The organism is Streptomyces maremycinicus (assembly GCF_001184025.1).
GTDB lineage: Bacteria > Actinomycetota > Actinomycetes > Streptomycetales > Streptomycetaceae > Streptomyces > Streptomyces maremycinicus.
Genome location: NZ_BBYG01000025.1, coordinates 19,750 through 40,695 on the forward strand (window position 1 = coordinate 19,750; position 20,946 = coordinate 40,695).

At 73.0% G+C, this 20,946-nt stretch carries 17 protein-coding genes and 1 pseudogene; 10 read left to right on the forward strand and 8 right to left on the reverse strand.

The genetic code is table 11. The features are described from left to right. Positions 1–368: 368 nt before the first annotated feature. From AOQ37_RS35640 to AOQ37_RS35650, 3 genes are all read right to left on the reverse strand, one after another. Complete coding sequence (locus AOQ37_RS35640; protein WP_062650920.1) at positions 369–1,133, reverse strand: SDR family NAD(P)-dependent oxidoreductase; 765 nt, start codon at positions 1,131–1,133, stop codon at positions 369–371. 194 nt (positions 1,134–1,327) lie between these two features. Then, positions 1,328–2,170, reverse strand: coding sequence for an Fpg/Nei family DNA glycosylase (locus tag AOQ37_RS35645; RefSeq protein ID WP_062650922.1), 843 nt, complete (start codon positions 2,168–2,170; stop codon positions 1,328–1,330). 57 nt (positions 2,171–2,227) lie between these two features. Further along, complete coding sequence (locus AOQ37_RS35650) at positions 2,228–7,246, reverse strand: ATP-dependent helicase (protein ID WP_062650924.1); 5,019 nt, start codon at positions 7,244–7,246, stop codon at positions 2,228–2,230. Positions 7,247–7,477: 231 nt separating this feature from the next. On the opposite strand from AOQ37_RS35650, the gene AOQ37_RS35655 reads away from it, so the two are divergent. Genes AOQ37_RS35655 through AOQ37_RS35665 form a run of 3 tightly spaced genes read left to right on the forward strand, consistent with a single transcriptional unit; the run spans position 7,478 to position 9,425 of the window. After that, positions 7,478–8,452 (forward strand): AraC family transcriptional regulator, encoded by a 975-nt coding sequence (locus AOQ37_RS35655; protein ID WP_234437125.1) that lies wholly within the window; start codon positions 7,478–7,480, stop codon positions 8,450–8,452. Beyond that, a complete protein-coding gene (locus AOQ37_RS35660; RefSeq protein WP_062651083.1) occupies positions 8,353–9,120 on the forward strand; it encodes an AzlC family ABC transporter permease in 768 nt (255 codons plus the stop codon). Before AOQ37_RS35655 ends, AOQ37_RS35660 begins: the two co-directional genes overlap by 100 nt. Continuing rightward, complete coding sequence (locus AOQ37_RS35665; protein WP_062650927.1) at positions 9,117–9,425, forward strand: AzlD domain-containing protein; 309 nt, start codon at positions 9,117–9,119, stop codon at positions 9,423–9,425. The genes AOQ37_RS35660 and AOQ37_RS35665 overlap by 4 nt, the downstream gene beginning before the upstream one ends. A 54-nt stretch (positions 9,426–9,479) precedes the next feature. Here the strand turns inward: AOQ37_RS35665 and AOQ37_RS35670 are convergent, their stop codons facing one another. Beyond that, complete coding sequence (locus AOQ37_RS35670) at positions 9,480–10,424, reverse strand: hypothetical protein (protein ID WP_062650929.1); 945 nt, start codon at positions 10,422–10,424, stop codon at positions 9,480–9,482. 78 nt (positions 10,425–10,502) lie between these two features. Between AOQ37_RS35670 and AOQ37_RS35675 the strand changes: the two genes are divergently transcribed. Both AOQ37_RS35675 and AOQ37_RS35680 read left to right on the forward strand, forming a co-directional pair. Then, complete coding sequence (locus tag AOQ37_RS35675) at positions 10,503–10,697, forward strand: DUF3046 domain-containing protein (protein ID WP_062650931.1); 195 nt, start codon at positions 10,503–10,505, stop codon at positions 10,695–10,697. Between the two features lie 60 nt (positions 10,698–10,757). Next, a complete protein-coding gene (locus AOQ37_RS35680) occupies positions 10,758–12,053 on the forward strand; it encodes an AI-2E family transporter (RefSeq protein ID WP_078890540.1) in 1,296 nt (431 codons plus the stop codon). 121 nt (positions 12,054–12,174) lie between these two features. Here AOQ37_RS35680 and AOQ37_RS35685 read toward each other — a convergent pair whose 3' ends face one another. After that, on the reverse strand, positions 12,175–13,035 hold the full coding sequence (locus AOQ37_RS35685) for a hypothetical protein (protein ID WP_199825142.1): 861 nt from the start codon (positions 13,033–13,035) through the stop codon (positions 12,175–12,177). A 366-nt stretch (positions 13,036–13,401) separates the two neighbouring features. Between AOQ37_RS35685 and recA the strand changes: the two genes are divergently transcribed. From recA to AOQ37_RS35710, 5 genes and pseudogenes are all read left to right on the forward strand, one after another. Continuing rightward, positions 13,402–14,532 carry a recombinase RecA gene (recA, locus tag AOQ37_RS35690; RefSeq protein WP_062650933.1) on the forward strand — a complete coding sequence of 377 codons (1,131 nt, stop codon included), beginning with the start codon at positions 13,402–13,404 and terminating at the stop codon, positions 14,530–14,532. 3 nt (positions 14,533–14,535) lie between these two features. Then, on the forward strand, positions 14,536–15,330 hold the full coding sequence (recX, locus tag AOQ37_RS35695; protein WP_062650935.1) for a recombination regulator RecX: 795 nt from the start codon (positions 14,536–14,538) through the stop codon (positions 15,328–15,330). A 209-nt stretch (positions 15,331–15,539) separates the two neighbouring features. Then, positions 15,540–16,373 carry an ArsR/SmtB family transcription factor gene (locus AOQ37_RS35700; RefSeq protein WP_078890541.1) on the forward strand — a complete coding sequence of 278 codons (834 nt, stop codon included), beginning with the start codon at positions 15,540–15,542 and terminating at the stop codon, positions 16,371–16,373. Continuing rightward, positions 16,370–18,494: pseudogene (locus tag AOQ37_RS35705) on the forward strand (ABC transporter permease). The gene AOQ37_RS35700 and the pseudogene AOQ37_RS35705 overlap by 4 nt, the downstream one beginning before the upstream one ends. A gap of 238 nt (positions 18,495–18,732) precedes the next feature. Then, entirely contained in the window at positions 18,733–19,710 is a 978-nt protein-coding gene (locus AOQ37_RS35710; RefSeq protein ID WP_062650936.1) for a sugar ABC transporter substrate-binding protein, read from the forward strand. 22 nt (positions 19,711–19,732) lie between these two features. On the opposite strand, the gene AOQ37_RS35715 is transcribed toward AOQ37_RS35710, so the two are convergent. From AOQ37_RS35715 to AOQ37_RS42235, 3 genes are all read right to left on the reverse strand, one after another. Beyond that, positions 19,733–20,161, reverse strand: coding sequence for a rhodanese-like domain-containing protein (locus AOQ37_RS35715; RefSeq protein WP_062650938.1), 429 nt, complete (start codon positions 20,159–20,161; stop codon positions 19,733–19,735). Further along, entirely contained in the window at positions 20,158–20,691 is a 534-nt protein-coding gene (locus AOQ37_RS35720) for a cupin domain-containing protein (protein ID WP_062650940.1), read from the reverse strand. Before AOQ37_RS35720 ends, AOQ37_RS35715 begins: the two co-directional genes overlap by 4 nt. A gap of 96 nt (positions 20,692–20,787) precedes the next feature. Further along, positions 20,788–20,901, reverse strand: coding sequence for a putative leader peptide (locus AOQ37_RS42235; RefSeq protein WP_373428926.1), 114 nt, complete (start codon positions 20,899–20,901; stop codon positions 20,788–20,790). Positions 20,902–20,946: the final 45 nt, after the last annotated feature.

Below are 20,946 nucleotides of genomic sequence, written 5' to 3' on the forward strand. Positions count from 1 at the left end.
GTTGATGATCCTCTGGCTGTGGGCTGTGGGCTGTGGGCTGTGGGCTGTGGGCTGTGGGCTGTGTGGGCTGGCGGTTGCGAGCCGCGAGTCGCGCCGTGCGTACCGGGACCGGTTCAGGGGGCTTCGTATTCGGGGCGGTGTCGTCGGTTTCGGGGCGCGGCAGGGGCGGCGGGGCGGGGCTGGGCGGTGCGGGGCTGGAGAGAGCGGTCCGAGTGGGGTGCGGGGGTGCTGTGGCTTTGGGTGGGGCAGGCTCGCGCGCGGAGAGGGGGAACGCGGAGAGGGGAGAGGGCGGGGTCACGCGCCGGGAGGGGAAAAGGGCGGGGGCTTGCGAGGGTCCTTGAGGTGGTCGGGGGCGGCGATTGCGAGGGTTACCAGGGCATCGCCACGCCGCCGTTCGGGCGGAGGATCTGGCCCGTGGTGAATGCCGACGCGTCCGACGCCAGGTGGAGTACGGCGTGGGCGATGTCCTCGGGTTCGCCGACCCGGCCCAGGGGCGACATCCGTGCCATGAGCGCCTCGGTGTGCGCCTGTGCGCCGGCGTCGTGTCGGTCGGTCATGGGGGTGCGGATCCAGCCCGGGGCGACGGCGTTGACTCGGATGCCGTAACGGCCGACCTCGGTCGCCAGGGTCTTCGTCAACTGGACCACGGCGGCCTTGGCGACGCCGTAGCAGAGCAGGCCGGCGCCGCCGGTGTCCACGGCGCCGGAGGCCATCGTGACGATGCTGCCGCCGGTGTCGCGCGCCAGCATCAGACGGGCCGCCTCCTGGCAGGCGTACAGCACACCCTTGAAGTTGACGGCCAGGACCCGGTCGAGATCCTCCTCCCGGGTCTCCAGGACCGGGCTGCTGTGCATGATCCCGGCGACGGCGGCCATGACGTCCAGCCGCTCGCACGACTCGACGGCCTGCCGGACCTCGGCGCGGTCGGTGACGTCCAGATGGTGGGTGCGTGCCGTGCCGCCCCGGTCCTTGATCAGCGTCGCCGTTTCGTGCAGGCCCCGCGCGTCGCGGTCCGCGCCGTGCACGGTGGCGCCCGCCTCGGCGAGCAGCACGGCGCAGGCGCGGCCGATTCCGCTTGCGGCCCCGGTGACGAATGCGGTGCGTCCGGTGAGGTCGTACGCCTTGACGGCCATGAAAGGACGGTACGAGGGTTTCTGACGGTCCGTCAATTGCGGTGTCACGTGCGGTGTCATGTGCGGTGGGATGTCGGGGTGTTTTCGGGCGCATCGTCAACGGAGGGATCCGGAAACGGTCATTGCGGGGCCCGACCCGTCACCCGTCGCTCGTCACCGGGCACCAGGACCCGGCACCCGACACCAGTGACCCGTCACCGGGGCGAGCGGGGGCGGATGCGGCGCGTCGGTGGGGAGCCCGGTGCGGGGGCGGGGCCGGTCTGGCACGCGGGGCACCAGTAGGTGGGGCGCTCGCGGGAACCGTCGCCCTGGTCGGCGACCCGGACCGGTGTACCGCAGCGCAGACAGGGGCGGGGTGCGCGGCCGTAGACGAACAGGTTCTGGCCGCGCGCGCCCGTCGTGTTGCGGACCGGGTGCTCCCGGTTGGCGTCCAAAAGCCTCTTGGCGAGGGCGGGCAGCTTCGCGGCGCGGTCGGCGGGGAGGGCACCGGCGGGGAGCCAGGGGGTGACGCCGAGGAGGAAGCAGACCTCGCTCTTGTACACGTTGCCGATGCCGGCGAGGTTGCGCTGGTCGAGGAGAGCCTCGCCGAGGGAGCGGGCAGGGTCCGCCAGGAGGTTGGCGAGGGCCTGCTCGGGGTTCCAGTCGGGGCCGAGCAGGTCGGGGCCGAGGTGGCCGACGGCCCGTGACTCGTCGGCGGTACGCAGAAGTTCGAGGACGGGGAGGCGGTAACCGACGGCGGTGCGGTCGTGGTTGCCGAGGATCGCCCGGATCTGGTGCGCCGGGCCGCCGGTCCAGCGCTGGTCGTTCGTGAACACCTTCCAGGAACCGTCCATCCGCAGGTGGGAGTGGAGGGTGAGGCCGCCTTCGACGCGGGTGAGGAGGTGTTTGCCGCGCGGGGTGACGTCCAGCACGGTGCGTCCGGTGAGGTCGGCGGTGGCGAACTTCGGCACCCGGAGATCCGAGCGGGTCAGCACCTTGCCCGCGAGGGCGTCGTGCAGTCGCCTCGCCGCCTGCCAGACCGTGTCACCTTCGGGCATGGGTCCAGGGTGGCATGTGAGTCGCTCCGGGCGGGGTGCGGCGCCGCGGTGGGGCGGTCATGCGCGCAGGCGCAGGCCGCGAGGGGTCGCGATGAAGCCCGCTCCTTCCAGCAGGGTGCCGATGGGGGAGGTGAGGGCCGAGGCGCCGTTGACGCGTTCCACCGTGACCGTGCCGAGGGAGCCCGCGCGGGCGGCCTCCGCGAGGGCCTCCGCGGCGGTGTGCAGGCGGGGGTCGTCGGCGGGGCTGTCGCCGTCCGCCGTGGCGGGCCAGGCCAGCAGGGTCTTGCCGCCGCGCTCCATGTAGAGCGTGAGCTCGCCGTCCACGAGTACCACTAGGGAGCCGGCCTTGCGGCCGGGCTTGTGCCCGGCGCCGCTCGGTGGCTCGGGCCAGCCCAGAGCGGCGCCGTAGGCGTTCGCCGGGTCGGCGGCGGCGAGGACGACCGCGCGGGAGGCGCCGGACGGGGTGCCGTAGCGGTTGCGGTTCTGGGCGCGCCGGGACCGGTGCTGGTCGGGGAAGCCGGCACCTGCCTGCCGGTCGGGGAAGGCCGGGCCCGCAGGGAAGTCCGAGCCACGCGGTCCGTCCGAGCCGTCAGGACCGTCCGAGCCGTACGGGAAGCCGCCGCCCCCTCGGGGGCCACCGGCGCCCGGGGAGTCGAAGTCGCCGGACGAGACGTACCCGTCCGGAGCGGCGGAGGTCGCCGGGGCGCCGAAGGGGGAAGGCCGTCCGTCCGCGGGGCCGGGGACGTCCCAGGTGCCGTCGGACGGGAAGCTGTCGGGGAAGACGAAGCCGTCCGAGGGGCTCGGCGCCGCGTTCGGACCGGGCAGTTGCTCGCCGCGGTCACGGGCGTTGGCCACCGCGCGGAGCCGGTCCACGGCGCCGTCCATGGCGAACTGCGCCGCCCCGAGGCCTTCGACGACATACCCGCGGCGGGCCTGACCGCTCTCCTCGAAGACGGACAGCACGCGGTACGTCGCCGAGAAGCCGCCTTCGACTCCCTCGGCCGCGACCGCGCCCCGCGTCACCACGCCGTGCCGGTCCAGGAGGGTACGGGCGAGGGCGTGGGCGCGGACCGTGGCGTCGGCCTCGTGGGCCGGCAGGAGGGACCAGCGTCCGCCGACGGTCGGGGGGCCGCTGCGGGAAGCGGGGCGGGCCGCGGCCGTCAGCGAGCCGTAGCGGCCGCGTGGGACGCTGCGCTTGGCACGGTGGGCCGTGGAGCCCGCCGTGCGCCCCGAGCCCAGCAGGGCGCGCAGGGGGGTGAGCGTGTCGTTGGTGAGCCGGCCGGACCAGGCCAGGTCCCAGACCGTGTCGGCGAGCTGCGGGTCGGTGGCCTCGGGGTGCGTGGTGGCGCGGACCTGGTCGGCGATCTGGCGGAAGAACAGCCCGTAGCCCCCGGAGAGGGTGTCCAGGACCGACTGGTGCAGTGCCGTCAGCTCCAGAGGGTGCGGCGGCGGCAGGAGCAGGGGCGCCGCGTCGGCCACGTACAGGGACATCCAGCCGTCCTTGCCGGGGAGGGCGCCCGCGCCGGCCCAGATCACCTCGCCGGCCGCGGTGAGTTCGTCGAGCATCGCCGGGGCGTAGTCCCGCACGCGGGACGGCAGGACGAGCCGCTCCAGGGCCGAGGCGGGCACCGAGGCGCCCTGGAGCTGTTCGACGGCGCGCACCAGCCCGTCGGTGCCGCGCAGCGAGTGGCCCTTGCCGATGTGCTGCCACTGGGGCAGGAACTGGGCCAGCGCGGGCGGCGGGACGGGCTCCAGTTCGTGCCGCAGCGCGGCCAGGGAGCGGCGGCGCAGCCTGCGCAGGACCGTCGCGTCGCACCACTCCTGGCCGATGCCGGCCGGGTGGAACTCGCCCTGCACGACGCGCCCGCCGGCCGAGAGCCGCTGGAGGGCGCCCTCGGTCACCGCCACGCCCAGGCCGAAGCGGGCGGCCGCGGCCGCGGAGGTGAACGGTCCGTGGGTGCGGGCGTAGCGCGCCAGGAGGTCGCCGAGCGGCTCCTTGACCGGCTCCGTGAAGGCCTCCGGGACACCGACCGGCAGGGCCGTGCCGAGGGCGTCGCGCAGGCGCCCCGCGTCCTCGATCGCCGCCCAGTGGTCGGCTCCCGCGACCCGCACCCGGATGGCACGGCGGGCGGCGGCCAGCTCCTGCGCCCAGTGCGGCTCGGCGCCGCGCTCGGCCAGCTCGGCGTCGGTGAGCGGGCCGAGAAGGCGCAGGAGGTCGGCGATGCCTTCGGCGTCCTTCACCCGGCGGTCCTCGGTGAGCCACTGGAGTTCCCGCTCCAGCTCCGTGAGTACCTCGGCGTCGAGCAGTTCGCGCAGCTCCGCCTGGCCGAGCAGCTCGGCCAGCAGGCGGGAGTCCAGGGAGAGGGCGGCCGCGCGGCGCTCGGCGAGCGGGGAGTCCCCTTCGTAGAGGAACTGGGCGACGTAGCCGAAGAGCAGTGAGCGGGCGAAGGGGGACGGCTCCGGGGTGGTGACCTCGACCAGGCGCACCTTGCGGGCCTCCAGGTCCCCCATCAGCTCCACGAGCCCGGGAACGTCGAAGACGTCCTGGAGACACTCGCGGATCGCTTCCAGGACGATCGGGAACGAGCCGAACTCACTCGCCACCTGGAGCAGTTGGGCGGCACGCTGGCGCTGCTGCCACAGCGGGGTGCGCTTGCCGGGATTGCGGCGCGGCAGCAGCAGCGCGCGGGCGGCGCACTCGCGGAAGCGAGCCGCGAACAGGGCCGAGCCACCGACCTGGTCGGTGACGATCTGGTCGACCTCGCCCTTGTCGAAGACGACGTCGGCGGCGCCGACCGGGGCCTGCTCGGCGTCGTACTCCGTGCCCGCCTTCGACGGCTCCTGGTCGAGCAGGTCCAGGCTCATGAGGTCGGCGTCCGGCAGTCGCAGGACGATGCCGTCGTCGGCGTGCATGACCTGGGCGTCCATGCCGTAGCGCTCGGAGAGTTTGGCTCCCAGGGCGAGGGCCCAGGGGGCGTGGACCTGGGCCCCGAAGGGGGAGTGGACGACGACCCGCCAGTCGCCCAGTTCGTCGCGGAAGCGCTCCACGACGATCGTGCGGTCGTCCGGGATGTGACCGCAGGCCTGGCGCTGTTCGTCCAGGTAGGAGAGCACGTTGTCGGCGGCCCAGGCGTCCAGGCCCGCGGTGAGCAGCCGGAGCCGGGCGTCGTCCTTGGGCAGCGAGCCGACCTCACGCAGGAAGGCGCCGACCGCGCGGCCGAGCTCCAGCGGGCGGCCCAGTTGGTCGCCCTTCCAGAAGGGCAGCCGGCCCGGGACTCCGGGGGCGGGGGAGACAAGGACGCGGTCGCGCGTGATGTCCTCGATGCGCCAGGAGCTGGTGCCGAGCGTGAAGACGTCGCCCACGCGGGACTCGTACACCATCTCCTCGTCGAGCTCGCCGACCCGGCCGCCGCCCTTCTTGGGGTCCGCGCCCGCCAGGAAGACACCGAACAGGCCCCGGTCGGGGATGGTGCCCCCGGAGGTGACGGCGAGGCGCTGGGCGCCGGGGCGGCCGGCGATCGTGCCCGCGACGCGGTCCCACACCACACGGGGGCGCAGCTCGGCGAAAGCGTCCGACGGGTAGCGGCCGGCCAGCATGTCCAGGACCGCCGTGAACGCGGACTCCGGGAGGGACGCGAACGGGGCCGCCCGGCGGACCGTGGACAGCAGGTCGTCGACCTGCCAGGTGTCGAGCGCGGTCATGGCGACGATTTGCTGCGCCAGGACGTCCAAGGGGTTGGCGGGAACCTTCAGCGACTCGATCGAGCCCGTGCGCATCCGCTCGGTGACGACCGCCGCCTGGACGAGGTCACCGCGGTACTTCGGGAAGACCACTCCGGTGGACACCGCGCCCACCTGGTGTCCCGCCCGGCCGACGCGCTGGAGGCCCGAGGCCACCGAAGGCGGCGATTCGACCTGGATGACGAGATCCACCGCGCCCATGTCGATGCCCAGCTCCAGGCTGGAGGTCGCCACGACGGCCGGCAGCCGCCCCGCCTTGAGGTCCTCCTCCACGAGCGCGCGCTGTTCCTTCGAGACCGAGCCGTGGTGGGCGCGCGCGATGACGGGCGGGGCGCCCTGGGCCGCGCCCGAGCCGCCCATGAGCTCCGCGGGCGAGTGGTGCTCGTCCAGCGGCTCGCCGGTGGCCCGCTCGTAGGCGATCTCGTTGAGCCGGTTGCACAGGCGTTCGGCGAGGCGGCGCGAATTGGCGAACACGATCGTGGACCGGTGGGCCTGGACGAGGTCGGTGATCCGCTCCTCGACGTGCGGCCAGATCGACGGACGTTCCGCGCCTTCGGAGCCTTCGGCGACCGGGGAACCGCCGAGCTCGCCCAGGTCCTCCACCGGGACGACGACCGAGAGGTCGAACTCCTTGCCGGACTTCGGCTGGACGATCTCCACCTTGCGCTGCGGGGACAGGTAGCGCGCCACCTCGTCGACCGGCCGGACGGTGGCCGAGAGGCCGATGCGGCGGGCCGGCTTCGGCAGCAGTTCGTCCAGCCGCTCCAGGGAGAGCGCCAGGTGCGCACCGCGCTTGGTGCCCGCGACGGCGTGCACCTCGTCCAGGATCACCGTCTCGATGCCGGTCAGCGCGTCGCGCGTGGCCGACGTCAGCATCAGGAACAGGGACTCGGGGGTCGTGATCAGGATGTCCGGGGGACGGGTGGACAGCGCGCGACGCTCGGCGGGCGGGGTGTCGCCGGAGCGGATCCCGACCTTGACCTCCGGTTCCGGCAGGCCGAGGCGTACGGATTCCTGGCGGATGCCGGTCAGGGGACTGCGCAGGTTGCGCTCCACGTCGACCGCGAGAGCCTTGAGGGGGGAGACGTAGAGGACCCGGCAGCGCTTCTTCGGGTCGGCCGGCGGGGGCGTCGAGGCGAGCTGGTCCAGGGCGGCGAGGAACGCGGCCAGGGTCTTCCCGGAGCCGGTCGGGGCCACCACCAGCACGTCCGCGCCCTCACCGATGGCCTGCCACGCGCCCGCCTGGGCCGCGGTGGGCGCGGAGAACGCCCCCGTGAACCAGCCGCGGGTCGCGGGGGAGAAGCCGTCGAGGGCTCGGTGTGCGGAGCTGACCATGCGTCCATCCTGCACCCGGCCACTGACAATTGCCCTGACCTGCGGATACGACGTTCCCTCGCGGCGCTCCCCCTCGACGTGCGGGCTTGCGGGCTGCGGGCTGCGGGCTGCGGGCTGTGGGCAGTGGTCGGGGGCGTGGCGGTGGCGGTGGCTGTGCCGGGGCGACGGGTGAATGGGGGCCGGGGGCCAAGGGCTGGGGTGGCCCGGTGGCGGGTCGCGGAGAATGGGTGTGTGGTGCATTCGGGTTCTGGTACGGACGAGCTGGCGCGGCACTGGCGGTATGCGGAGCTGCCCGGTGTCGATCTGCTCCGGGCCCGGTACGTCCGCAAGACCTTCGTACGGCACACCCACGAGCACTTCGTGATCGCTGCCATCGCCGAGGGGGTGGAGGTCTTCCACCACCGCGGGGCCGATCAGTACGCGGGGGCGGGGACGCTCGCACTGGTCAACCCGGACACGCCGCACACCGGGCGGGCCGGGGTGCCGGAGGGCTGGCGGTACGGGGCCGTGTATCCGTCGCCCGACGTGGTGGCCGAGATCGCGGCCGAGACCACGACCCTCCGTGGCACCCCGGGTTTCGTCAGGCCCGTGCTGGACGACGCCTACGCCGTCGGGCTGGTGCATCAGGTGCTCAGGGCCGCCGAGGAGGGCAACGCGCTGGCCGCCGACACGCTGCTGCGGGTGGCCGTGACGCGACTGCTGCGGCTCAACGGCGGACCGCTGCCGCAGCGTGAGGTGAGGTCGGCCGGGGCGCGGATCGCCGCACGCGCGCGTGCGGTGCTGGCGGAACGGTTGGTCGATCCGCCGACGCTGGAGGAACTGGCCGCGGACCTGGGGACCAGCTCGTTCGCGCTGCTGCGGGCCTTCCGGGACACGTACGGGCTGCCGCCCCATGCCTGGCTGACGGACGCCCGGGTGCGGCGCGCGAGGCGGCTGCTCGACGAGGGGACCGCGCCCGCCGAGGCGGCCGTCGCGGTGGGGTTCACCGACCAGCCGCACCTCAACCGTCACTTCGCCCGGATCGTGGGAGTCCCTCCGGGGGCGTACCAGCGTGAGCGCAAGAACGTACAAGACCCACCCGGCGGGCTGCTCCTACCGTCGTGGGCGTGGCAGAACAGACAGCTCTCACGGACATACGCGCCGACGGCGGAGGACGGCCCGACGCCGCCGTCGTCCGGGACGCCCTCGGGGTCGGAATCGCCGTAGGACTCTCCGGGTTCGCCTTCGGGGTGACCTCGGCGGGCAGCGGACTCTCGGTGTGGCAGACCTGCGCGCTCAGCCTCCTCGTCTTCACGGGAGCATCCCAGTTCGCGCTCGTCGGGGCGCTGGCGGCCGGCGGCAATCCCCTGACGGCGGCCGCGGGCGCCTTCTTCCTGGGCGTGCGCAACGCGTTCTACGGTCTGCGGCTGTCCCAGTCGCTGGCGCTCCCGCGCGCGGTGCGCCCGTTCGCCGCCCAATGGGTGATCGACGAGACGGCGGCGGTCTCGCTCGCCCAGCCCGGGCGGCGTGCCGCGCGCATCGGCTTCGGCGTGACCGGGCTGACCCTGTACGTCCTGTGGAACCTCACCACGCTGCTGGGCGCCCTCGGGGCGGAGGCCATCGGGGACACGGACGCCTGGGGGCTCGACGCGGCCGGGCCCGCCGTCTTCCTGGCGCTGCTCGCACCCATGCTGAAGACGACCGCCGAGCGGGCCGTCGCCGGGCTCGCGGTGCTCCTGGGGCTGGGCCTGCTGCCCGTGCTGCCCTCCGGAGTGCCCGTGCTGGCGGCAGCGCTCGCCGCTCCGGTCGTCCTGTACTTCGAGGGCCGGCGCCAGGCCGGCCGGGCGGCCGATCCGGCGGCCGGTCGGGTCCCCACCGGGGAGGACGAGCGGTGAACATCTGGATCGCGATCGGCGCGACCGCCCTCGGTTGCTATGCCGTCAAGCTCGCCGGACTGCTCGTCCCCGCGGGTGTTCTCGAACGGCCCCTCGTCAGACGGTTCGCCGCCCTGCTCCCCGTCGCCCTGCTCGCCGCCCTCACCGCCCAGCAGACCTTCGCGGACGGGCACGCGCTCGTGCTGGACGCGAGGGCCGCGGGGCTCGCCGCGGCCGTCGTCGCCCTCGTGCTGCGGGCTCCTTTCCTGCTGGTCGTCGCGGTCGCCGTAGGGGTGACGGCGGGGGTGCGGGCCCTGGGCGGGTGAGGGACGGGGAGCGCCGGGCCCACGGGCGATGTGCGGGCCCGGCGGCCCGCCGGGTCAGCCGATGGAGCGGCCGTAGGCCCTGAGGGTGCGCAGGGCCTCGATCGTCACGATGGGGCGGGCCTCCAGGGCGGTGCCGGGTGCCCAGCGGCGCCACCGGACGGGCCAGCCGCCGTCCTCTTGCTGATCGTCGGCGAGGTGGTCCAGGGAGCGCGTCATCTCGTCGTCGGTGAACCACGCCCGCGCGAGGGAGCTCGGCGTCCGCGCGAAGTCGTACGGGAAGTGGTGCTCGCCGGGGGCGTAGCCGGGCGCGACCGGATACGCGTCCAGGTCGTCCGGGTCCAGCGCGGCGAGCCGGTGCGCGCGCACCAGGCGGCCCAGCCGGTCGGCCGCCGCCTCCGCGCGCGGGCGGTCCGTCGCGGAGTCCAGGAAGGCCACGGCGGCCTGGATCTCGTACGGATGGGAGCGCTCCAGCGCGTCGACGGCCTGCCAGCAGAAGTCCGTGGCCCTGAAAAGCCAGGCATGCCACACGTCGTTGCGGTGCAGCAGGCCGACCACCGGACCGGTGGAGAGGAGTTCGCTGGGCGGGTCGTCCACGATCGGGATGAACGGGGCCGCCGGGTACCCGCGCTGGCTGGGATGGATCGCCGGCAACGCGCCGTCGTCGGTGGAGACCGAGGTCAGGTAGCGGCACACCCGCTCCACGCGCCGACCGCCGAGGCGACCGACGGAGTCCAGGACGCGCAGGGCCCGCAGGGTGTGCAGGGGCTGGCTCACGGGACCGCGCAGATCGGGCTCCAGCGCGTGGCCGTATCCGCCGTCCTCGTTCCGGTAGGCGTCGAGGGCGGTCTCGACGGGATCGGCGGCGCCGTGCAGGAAGTCGTGCGCGAAGACGCGCTGCTCCAGCACGCGCGCGGTGAGCCAGACGAAGTGCTCGGCGCGGAAGAGCGGGGAGTGCGCCGGGGGCGTCGGGGGGAGTGGGGATGCTCCGGATTCGGCCATGCGTTGACCGTAGGGCGGAAAGCGGTCTCGGCAGGCGGTCCCGGCGAGGGGCACCCCCGCGCGCGGGATACTGGTGTCATGCGGTTGACGGTCTTCTGGCAGCGAATGGACGAGCACTTCGGCGCGGGATACGCCGAGACGTTCGCGCGCGATCACGTGATGGCGGAACTCGGCGGACGCACGGTGCACGGGGCGCTGGCGGACGGCTGGGAGGCCAAGGACGTGTGGCGCGTGGTGTGCACGGTGATGAACGTTCCCCAGGAGATGCGCTGATCCCACAAGAAGATCGCAGGCGGCGCTCCGATTGTCGGTGCGGTAGGCGAGACTTGCTCCGTGGCACCCACTGACGAGACCGGGCAGGTCGCCCGGCACCCATCCCCGCTCGGCGCCGCGCCGCCCACCGGACCGCCCCCGGCCGACGGCGGCACCGGGCAGGGCGCGCGCATGCCGCGCTGGCTTCCGCGCGCCATGGTGCTCGCGCTCGCCCTCGTCGGTGCGTTCCAGCTGGGCACCTGGGCCTTCCATCAGCTCATCGGCCTGCTGCTCAACATCCTGATCGCGTTCTTCCTGGCCCTCGCGATAGAGCCGGCGGTCAGCCGGATGGCGGCCCGTGGGATGCGCCGGGGGCTCGCGACCTTCCTGGTCTTCTTCGGCCTGCTGATCGTGGCCGCCGGCTTCTTCACGCTGCTGGGCTCGATGCTGGCGGGCCAGATCATCAGGATGATCGAGGGTTTCCCGGACTACCTCGACTCGGTGATCAACTGGGTCAACACCACGTTCCACACCGAACTCAGACGGGTGGACATCCAGGAGGGCCTGCTCCACTCCGACTGGCTGCGGAAGTACGCGCAGAACAGCGCGGCCGGCGTCCTGGACGTCTCCACACAGGTCCTCGGCGGCCTCTTCAAGCTGCTGACGATCGCGCTGTTCTCGTTCTACTTCGCCGCCGACGGACCCCGCCTGCGCCGCGCCCTGTGTTCCGTCCTGCCGCCCGCCCGCCAGGCCGAGGTGCTGCGGGCGTGGGAGATCGCCGTCGACAAGACCGGCGGCTATCTGTACTCGCGCGGCCTGATGGCGTTGATCTCCGGCGTCGCGCACTACGTCCTGCTCGAGGCGCTCGGCATCCCCTACGCGCCCGTGCTCGCCGTCTGGGTGGGCGTGGTCTCGCAGTTCATCCCCACGATCGGCACGTATCTCGCGGGCGCCCTGCCCATGCTGATCGCCTTCACGGTCTCGCCCCTGTACGCCGTGTGGGTGCTCATCTTCGTCGTGGTGTACCAGCAGTTCGAGAACTACATGCTTCAGCCCAAGCTGACCTCGAAGACCGTCGACATCCATCCCGCCGTCGCCTTCGGCTCCGTCATCGCGGGCACCGCCCTCCTCGGCGCCGTCGGCGCGCTGATCGCCATCCCCGCGGTCGCGACGCTCCAGGCGTTCCTGGGCGCCTATGTGAAGCGTTACGACGTCACGGACGACCCCCGCGTCCACGGCCACCGGGGGCGGGGCGAGGGGCCGGGACCCCTCACACGCGCGCGACGGCTGTGGGGGCGGGTGCGGCACCGGCCGGACGAATCGCGGGACGACTCACGAGACGGGTCACGGGACGGGTCGCGGGACGAGTCCGGCTGAGGGGGCGCGGCGGAGTGGTGTCGGCGGCCGAGGGTCGCCCTTCGGCGCCTGAGCACCGCGCCTGATCGGTCCCGGGGCTCCTTCGGCGCCTGAGGACCCCGCCGGACCTCGGGACCGCCCACTAGTACCTCAAGACCGCCCACACTCCGGCCGCGGCGACCGCGGCCGCGTAGCACCCCACCGCCACGGTCACGATCCGCCGGCGCACCGACTCGCTCCAGGAGGTGCGCGACAGCAGCCAGGCCAGGGCGGGCAGTACCAGGAGGGCGTGCAGACTCACCCCGTGCAGGGGCTTGAGCGAGGCCGTCGAGTGGTACGCCGCCTCCTGGTGTCCGGTGCGGGTGAGCACGACACCGCGCGCGATCATCGCCGCCCCCGAGGCGAGCGCGACCAGCAGGATCGCGAAACCGGAGCGCACCGCGAGGGCCATCCCGGCCGGGCCGGTCGGCCGGTGCCGGAAGGAGGCCACGGCGAACCCGGTGAGCACCACGACGAGGACCCCGCCGCCGACCGCCAGCGTCATGGACACGGCCGTGTCGAAGGGCGTCTCCATGTCCAGGTGCGAGGGCACTCCGCGCCAGGCCTGGAGGGTGATGCCCGCGACCTCCACGACGCAGTCGGCGGCGAACACCCCGAGCAGCGGGCCGCGCAGCCGTGGGCCGACCCGCACGTACGAGGTGACCCGGACGATCGCGAGGAGCGTGATTCCGAAGGAGAGTCCGAAGGTCACCGGCTTGCGCCAGGAGACGGGTCCGTTCCAGGGGCCGCCGTCGACGGCGAACACAGCGAGGTGCACGAGTCCGGAGAGGACCAGCAGGAGCGCCGTCGCCTCGTGGCGGCGGTGGGCGAGGTGGGCGAGGTACCGGGGGTACCGGGCGTGCCGGTGGTGCCGGCTGTCCAGAGGGTGAGGGTGAGGGTGGGGTGGGACCGGGTACCCGGTGTGTGCCGCGCCGCGGACCTGTCCGGTCTTCTGCTGCTCCATGCACCGAGCGTCCCGGCCGCGTCGTACGGCGTCGTCGTCCCGCCGAAGACACCCGTCGTACGCCCGGCGAAGTAGCCGGGAAGGTGGGGAAAGGGCGGGGACGCAGACCTGTGCGAGCCGGATCGGGGGGTGTTGTCGGCGCGTGAACGCAGCCTCGGGAGTGCCGCGTGGTGCGCTTGACACGGAAATCGAACATCCATTCTTATTGAGGCTCCGGCGGGACTCAGGTCGGGCGTTCCGTCCTGGTTCGGGTGGGTAAGCGCCCGAGTTATCCACAGGCCGGACCGGCGTCGGGGCGCATTGTCAGTGGCAGGCGTTAGCGTCTTTGACGTGAAGCGATCGACTCAAGCAAACCGGGTGGAACCCATGGCAGGAACCGACCGCGAGAAGGCCCTGGATGCCGCACTCGCACAGATTGAACGGCAGTTCGGCAAGGGCGCCGTCATGCGTCTCGGCGAGCGACCGAACGAGCCCATCGAGGTCATCCCCACCGGGTCGACCGCACTCGACGTCGCCCTCGGTGTCGGTGGGCTGCCGCGCGGCCGCGTGGTGGAGGTGTACGGCCCGGAGTCCTCCGGTAAGACGACACTGACACTGCACGCCGTGGCGAACGCGCAGAAGGCCGGCGGACAGGTCGCCTTCGTGGACGCGGAGCACGCCCTCGACCCCGAGTACGCGAAGAAGCTCGGTGTCGACATCGACAACCTGATCCTCTCGCAGCCGGACAACGGCGAGCAGGCCCTCGAGATCGTGGACATGCTGGTCCGCTCCGGCGCCCTCGACCTCATCGTCATCGACTCCGTCGCCGCGCTCGTCCCGCGCGCCGAGATCGAGGGCGAGATGGGCGACAGCCACGTTGGTCTCCAGGCCCGTCTGATGAGCCAGGCCCTGCGGAAGATCACCAGCGCGCTCAACCAGTCCAAGACCACCGCGATCTTCATCAACCAGCTCCGCGAGAAGATCGGCGTGATGTTCGGCTCCCCGGAGACCACGACCGGTGGCCGGGCACTGAAGTTCTACGCCTCGGTGCGCCTCGACATCCGTCGCATCGAGACCCTGAAGGACGGTACGGACGCGGTCGGCAACCGCACCCGCGTCAAGGTCGTCAAGAACAAGGTCGCGCCGCCCTTCAAGCAGGCCGAGTTCGACATCCTCTACGGGCAGGGCATCAGCCGCGAGGGCGGTCTGATCGACATGGGCGTGGAGAACGGCTTCGTCCGCAAGGCCGGCGCCTGGTACACGTACGAGGGCGACCAGCTGGGACAGGGCAAGGAGAACGCCCGCAACTTCCTGAAGGACAACCCCGACCTCGCCAACGAGATCGAGAAGAAGATCAAGGAGAAGCTGGGCGTCGGCGTGCGTCCGGAGGAGCCCGCCGCCGAGCCGGGCCCGGTCGCCGCGGCTACCGCGGGCGCACCGGCGGAGGACGCGGCCAAGGCGGTTCCGGCCACCGCGGCCAAGACCGCCAAGACCAAGGCCGCGGCTGCCAAGAGCTGATCCGTGACGCGACGAACGGACTGGGCCGAGTACGTCCGCCCCGACACCCCTCGGGGCGCGGGGGGCGGGGCCGACGACGGCCCCGCCCTGGCCGGCGACGACCGGCCGGAGAGCGGCTCGTACCGCGGTGACGGGTCGGACGGCGACGACCGGCCCCGGGGTGGCCGGGCGCGGCGCGGCGGCGATGGAGGTCCACGCGGTGCGCGTGGGCGCCGTCGGCGCGGCTTCGGAGAAGCGTCCGCCGAGGACGAAGGCACCTCTTCCTCGTCGAGGGCCGAGGAGCAGGAGGGGTCTTCAGGGGACCCGGCTGAGCGGGCACGGGCGATCTGCCTGCGCCTGCTCACCGGGACCCCGCGCACCCGGAAGCAGCTCGCGGACGCCCTGCGCAAACGAGAGATCCCGGAGGACGTGGCGGAGGAGGTGCTGTCGCGGTTCGAGGAGGTCGGGCTGATCAACGACGGCGCCTTCGCGGACGCCTGGGTGGAATCACGGCATCACGGACGCGGGCTGGCCCGGCGGGCGCTCGCCCAGGAGCTGCGGACCAAGGGCGTCGACCCGGAGCTGATCGAGGAGGCCGTCGCCCAGCTCGACTCCGAGCAGGAAGAGGAGACGGCGCGCGAGCTCGTCGCCCGCAAGCTGCGCTCGACCCGCGGCCTCGACCGCGACAAACGCCTGCGCCGCCTGGCCGGGATGCTCGCGCGCAAGGGCTATCCGGAGGGCATGGCCCTGCGGGTGGTGCGACAGGCGCTGGAGGCGGAGGGCCAGGACACGGAGTTCCTGGACGGCGAAGGGTTCTGAACGCGCGAGGCACGCAACGAGGGGCGCGCGAACAGGGGTTCGCGATGAGGGCGTGCAACGCGGCCGGGAACGCGGGCCTGGAGCGCGAGGCGCTGAACAATGGGCGCTGTGAACGACCGTTCCCCGCTGGTGGGGTGGGGATAGCCCCCCGCTGAGGACGCCGGACCACCGCAGTGCACAGGCATCTGTGCACAGGCGAGTGTGTACGCATGCCCCAGGAACCCGAAGTCCCGGACCCCGGTGCCGACAAGCCCGCGGAGGCGGAGCCCGCCGCCGCAGCCCCCGTCGAGCTCGGCGATCTCGCCGCTCTCAGGGCGCTCGCCCAGCCGCGCCGTCAGCGCATGCTCGAACACCTCACCCGGCAGGGCCCGGCCACCTCGGCGACCCTCGCCCGCGCCCTCGGCCTGAACACCGGATCCACCAGCTACCACCTGCGTGAGCTGGCCAGGTACGGCTTCGTCGAGGAGACCGACGCCGGGCAGGCCACGCTTCGAGGGGAGAACCCGGCGGAAGTGAGGCGCGCGGAGCCGTCCACCCATCGGGAGCGCTGGTGGCGGGCAGTTCCCGGGGATCGCCGGTTCCCGCCCCGCAGCCGCCAGGGTCCTGAGATGCGGCCCGTGATGGACGAGCTGAACCACCATGCCTACGCCGCCGATCTGGACCTCTTCGAGCGGCTCCAGCGGGACGCGAAGGACGACGACCCGTGGGCGGACGCGTTCCCCTACTCGCGCGGCACCATCCGGCTGACCCTGCCCGAACTCCGGGACTTCTTCGAGGAGTACATCGCTCTCCTCAACCGCTACAAGCGACCCGATTCGGCGACACCCGCGGGGGCCCGCACCCTGCTCACCCGCTTCCTCGCCTTCCCCGTGGCCTCCTCCGGTCCCGCCTCCTCGGGTCCCGCCTCCTCGGGTCCCGCCTCCTCGGGTCCCGCCTCCTCGGGTCCCGCCTCCTCGGGTCCCGCCTCCTCCGGAACGTCCTCCGTTCCGATCCCGTCCGTCACGCCCTCCGCCGGTGACGGAAGAGAGGCCGATCCCTCATGATGCTGCGCTATGCACTGAAGACCGTTCGGGCCCGCAAGGCCGGCTTCCTGGGCGCCTTCCTCGCGCTGCTGTGCGCGGCCGCCCTCATCAGCGCGTGCGGCAGCCTCCTGGAGACCGGGCTACGGGGCACCATCCGCACCGAGCGCTATGCCGCGGCGCCGGTCGTGGTCTCCGCCGACCAGAACGTCCACCAGACCACCGTCAAGCACAAGAAGGGCAAGACCAAGGTCAAGCACAAGGCCAAACCCCTCGCCGAACGCGCCTGGCTCCCGGCCGACCTCGGGCGCAGACTCGCCACCGCACCCGGTGTCGCTCGGGTGATCCCCGAACTCACCTTCCTCGCCGAACCGTTGAGCCCCGCCGGTGCCCCGGTGTCCGACAGCAGGCCCACCTACGGACACGCCTGGGACTCCGCCGCGCTGACGCCGTACCGGCTCACCTCGGGCACCGCTCCCGCAGCCGCCTCCGACGTGGTCGTCGACAGTGACCTCGCCGCACGCGCCCGCCTCGCCCCCGGTGACCGGCTCACCGTCCAGTCGACACAGGCCCCGCGCCCCTATCGCGTCTCCGGCATCGCCGCCCCGGCCACTGCCGTACGTCACCAGGGCGCCCTCTTCTTCTCCGGCGACGAGGCCCGCCGTCTCGCCGCACACCCAGGGCAGGTAACCGCCTTCGGCGTGCTGCCCGAGGCGGGCACCGATCCCGACCGGCTCCGCGCGTCCCTGGCCCAGGCGCTGCACGGCACCACAGCCCGGGTCAGCACCGGTGACGACCGCGGGCCCGTCGAGTTCCTGGACGCCGCCGCGGCCCGTATCAAACTGGTCAGCATGGGCGGAGCGATGGGCGGCACCTCCCTGCTCGTGGCCGTTCTGGTGGTCGTCGGGACCTTCGCGCTCTCCGTCCAGCAGCGCCACCGCGAACTCGCCCTGCTGCGGGCCCTCGCCGCCACCTCCGGACAGATCCGCGGCCTCCTCGGGCGCGAGGCCCTGATCGTCGCGCTGGCCGCGGGCACCGCCGGAGCACTGTTGGGGCTTCCCCTGGGGGACTGGCTGCACAACAGGTTCGTCGCGCTGGGCGCCGTACCCGCCACGCTTCAGCACACCGTGAGCGTTCTCCCTCCGCTCGCCGCGGTCGCCGCGACCCTCTTCGGCGCCTGGGCCTCCGCACGGATCGCCTCCCGCCGGGTGGCCCGGATCCGCCCGGCCGAGGCACTGGCCGAATCCCGGGCCCGGCGTGCCCGGCGAGGCGGCACGGCAACTGCGTGCGCAGCACGACGTCGTCACCGAAGTGGTCCGCACGACCGTCCGGGTCGGACTCGACAAGTACCCGGCCCAGGGCGTCACTCCGGCGGCCGTCAGCCGCACCTGGGACCCCGATGTCACCGCGGGCTCCCTCGACCGTCTCACCGAGCACACCGTCGCCGTCAGCGAACTGGCCGCGGACCAGCTCCACCTGACGCCGGGAAGCACCCTGAAGCTCATGCTCGGCGACGGCACGCCCGCCACGCTCACCGTCGCCGCCGTCTACGCCAGGGGCCTCGGCTTCGGAGACCTCACCTTCGCGCACGGCCTGGTCGCCCGCCATGTCGACAACCCGCTCGCCTCCTCCCTGCTCGTCAGCACGGCCCGTACACAGACACAACTCGCGACTACCCTCCGTGAGTTCCCGGGACTCCGGGTGATCTCCCCGGCGACGGCCGACTCGCTGCGGGCAGCCAGGCAGCAGGCGAACGCCGAGGTGAACTTCCTGGCCATGGGACTCGTGCTGGCGTTCACGGCCATCGCCGTGGTCAACACGCTCGCCATGTCGGTCGCCGAGCGGGTCCGGGAGTTCGCGCTGCTGCGCCTCGCGGGGGCGACCCGCCGTCAGGTGCTGCGCATGCTGCGCACCGAGGCGCTGTCGATCCTGCTCCTCGCCGTCGCCCTCGGCAGCGCCGTCGCCCTGTCGATCCTCACCGCCTTCAGTGTCGGTACGACCGGGCGGGCGGACCCGGCGGTCGTACCGCTCGTGTACGCCACGGTGATCGCCGGGGCGGGGCTTCTCACACTGGTCGCCACCGCTGTGCCCGGACGCGTGGCGCTGAGGGTCCGCGCGGTGACGGTGGCGACGGCGAAGGAGTGAGCGAGGCTCAGGCTCCCCACCACTCCTCCGCAGGGGCCGCCGATCTCCTCGCCGCCAGGAGACGCGGTCTCCTTCCTACCGGGAGACGTGATCTTCGAGACCCCCGGGGAGCGCAGGATTACCTTGCGCTCCCGGAAGGGTGAGCCGGCCCGGCCTGCCGGTACCGTCTGCTGCCGCCCGGCACCCCCGTCTCCTCTGCGGGGACTGTCTCCCGCACCCCCCGAAAGGCGGCCTTGCCATGCCCGTGCCCACCCGCTCCCGAAGACCGCTCGTCGCCTCGGTCCTCGGTGCCGGACTGCTGCTCACCGGCTGCGGAGTCTGGCCTTCGCAGGCCACGGCACCCGCGGGGGCGGTCAAGGGCAGGATCACGCTGGGCTTCGTCAACGGCGGTACCACCGAGTTCCATACGTGTCTCCAGGAGTCCGTCGAGCGGACGGCCCGCAACAACGGCGTCCATCTCTTCACGGCCAACTCCCGTCAGAACGGCGACACGGAGGTCTCCAACATCGAGGACATGATCGCCCGCAAGGTGGACGCGCTGGTCGTGCAGACCGTCGACGTCGAAGCCCTGAAGGGGGACATCGCCGAGGCCGAGGCCGCCGGGGTGCCCATCTTCCTCACCTCGGTCGTCCCCGACGACACGTCCGGCCTCCTGGGGGCCGTCGTTGTCGATCTGAAGGAGGTGGGGAAGCTCGACGCCGGGTGGATCGAGCGGGACGCCGCCGGCCGCCAGGTGAGCGTCGCGGTGATCGCGGGAGCCCCCGGAGCCGCCTCCGACCTGCTGACCAAGGCCTTCACCGAGCGGCTGCCGGACAACGCCGAGGTGGTCGCGAGCCGGCCCGGCATGTACGACCCCGCCAGGGCACGGACGGTCGCGGCGGCCATGATCAAGGATCATCCCGGCCTGGACTACGCCTTCGTCGCCAACGAGGAGATGGCGTTCGCCGCCCGCAAGGCCTTCGACGCGGCCGGTGCCGAGGACGTCAGGATCGTGACGGTGAACGGCACCGACGAGGCACTGGCCGCGCTCAAGGCGGGCAGCCTCGCCGCCACCGTCTCCAACTCCGCCGCGGACACCGGCGAACTGGCGGTGCAGAACGTCGTCTCCCTGCTCCGCAAGGACGACCGGGCCGACAGGATCGAGAAGACGCCCGTCCGTCTGGTCACCAAGGACAACGCGGACACGGCCCCGCTGTACTGCCCGCCGCGGGACTGAGTCCGGCGCCGCCGCGGATCCGCTACGACGTCACGGGCAGCCCGGCCGCCCGCCAGGCCTGGAAACCGCCGACGAGGTCGGTGGCCCGGTGCAGCCCCAGCTGGTGCAGGGACGCGGCGGCCAGGCTCGACGCGTAGCCCTCGTTGCAGATCACGACCGCCCGGACGTCGTGGCTCGTGGCCTCGGGCAGGCGATGACTGCCCTGGGGGTCGAGACGCCATTCCAGTTCGTTGCGCTCGACGACCAGGGCACCGGGTATCAGACCGTCCCGCTCGCGCAGGGCCGCGTACCGGATGTCGACGAGCAGCGCCTCACCCGCGCGGGCGGCCTCGTACGCCTCCCGCGCCTCCACGCGCGCGTACCCCGCACGCACCCGCTCGAGCAGCTCGTCCACGCCCGTCGGCCGATCGCGGTCCGATCGCCCTTCCCGGGGCGCGTCCGGGCCGCTCACTGCCAGTCCTCGGGGCGCTCGACCTGCTCCAGCCGCAGCACGTGTCCCGTACGGCTGTAGCGGCGGATGCGCGGCAGCGGAGGGTAGTAGGCGTGGACGGAGACGGCGTGTTCCTCGGTGGACCGGTTGAGGACCTCGTGGACGTGGTGCCGTCCGAAGGAACGGCCCTGGCCGGCCGCCAGCGTGCGCTCCCGGTCCACGTCCTCCGTCAGCTCGAGGGTCTTCCAGCCGTCGGTGGGCAGCCGCGCGGCGAGCGAGTACTCCTTCAGCTCACCCCGCGCGGTCAGGAAGGCGCCGACCGAGTCGGCGTGGTCGTGCCAGCCCGTGCCGGTGCCGGGCGGCCAGCCGATGAGCCAGGCCTCACTGCCGCCGGGGCCCTCCAGGCGCACCCAGGTGCGGCCTTCCGGGTCGAGAGGGAGCGAGGCGATCAGTTCGGCGTCGGCGGCCGTGCGCCGCACGAAGTCGAGGAGGTCCGCCTGCGTGGGGGCGGTGGCGACGGGAGCGGTGGGAACGGAGGGAGAGACAGACACGGGTACCGTCCTGAGAAGGTTCGCGGGGGAGCGCGCGGCCGCGCACGAGGCGAGTGCGCATCGGCGGCGCGTGCCGGTGGGAGAGGGGGCGCGAATTCAGCAGGACGGGCGACACACGCAGCCCGCATAGCGGACGAGGTCCATATGGACCCTCCGCCACAGGCGCACATCGGTGTCGGTCACGATCCGGAGTACACCATGCCGGTGCACGCCGGTCAACTCACTGTCACCATGCGGACCCCACGGTCACGGCCG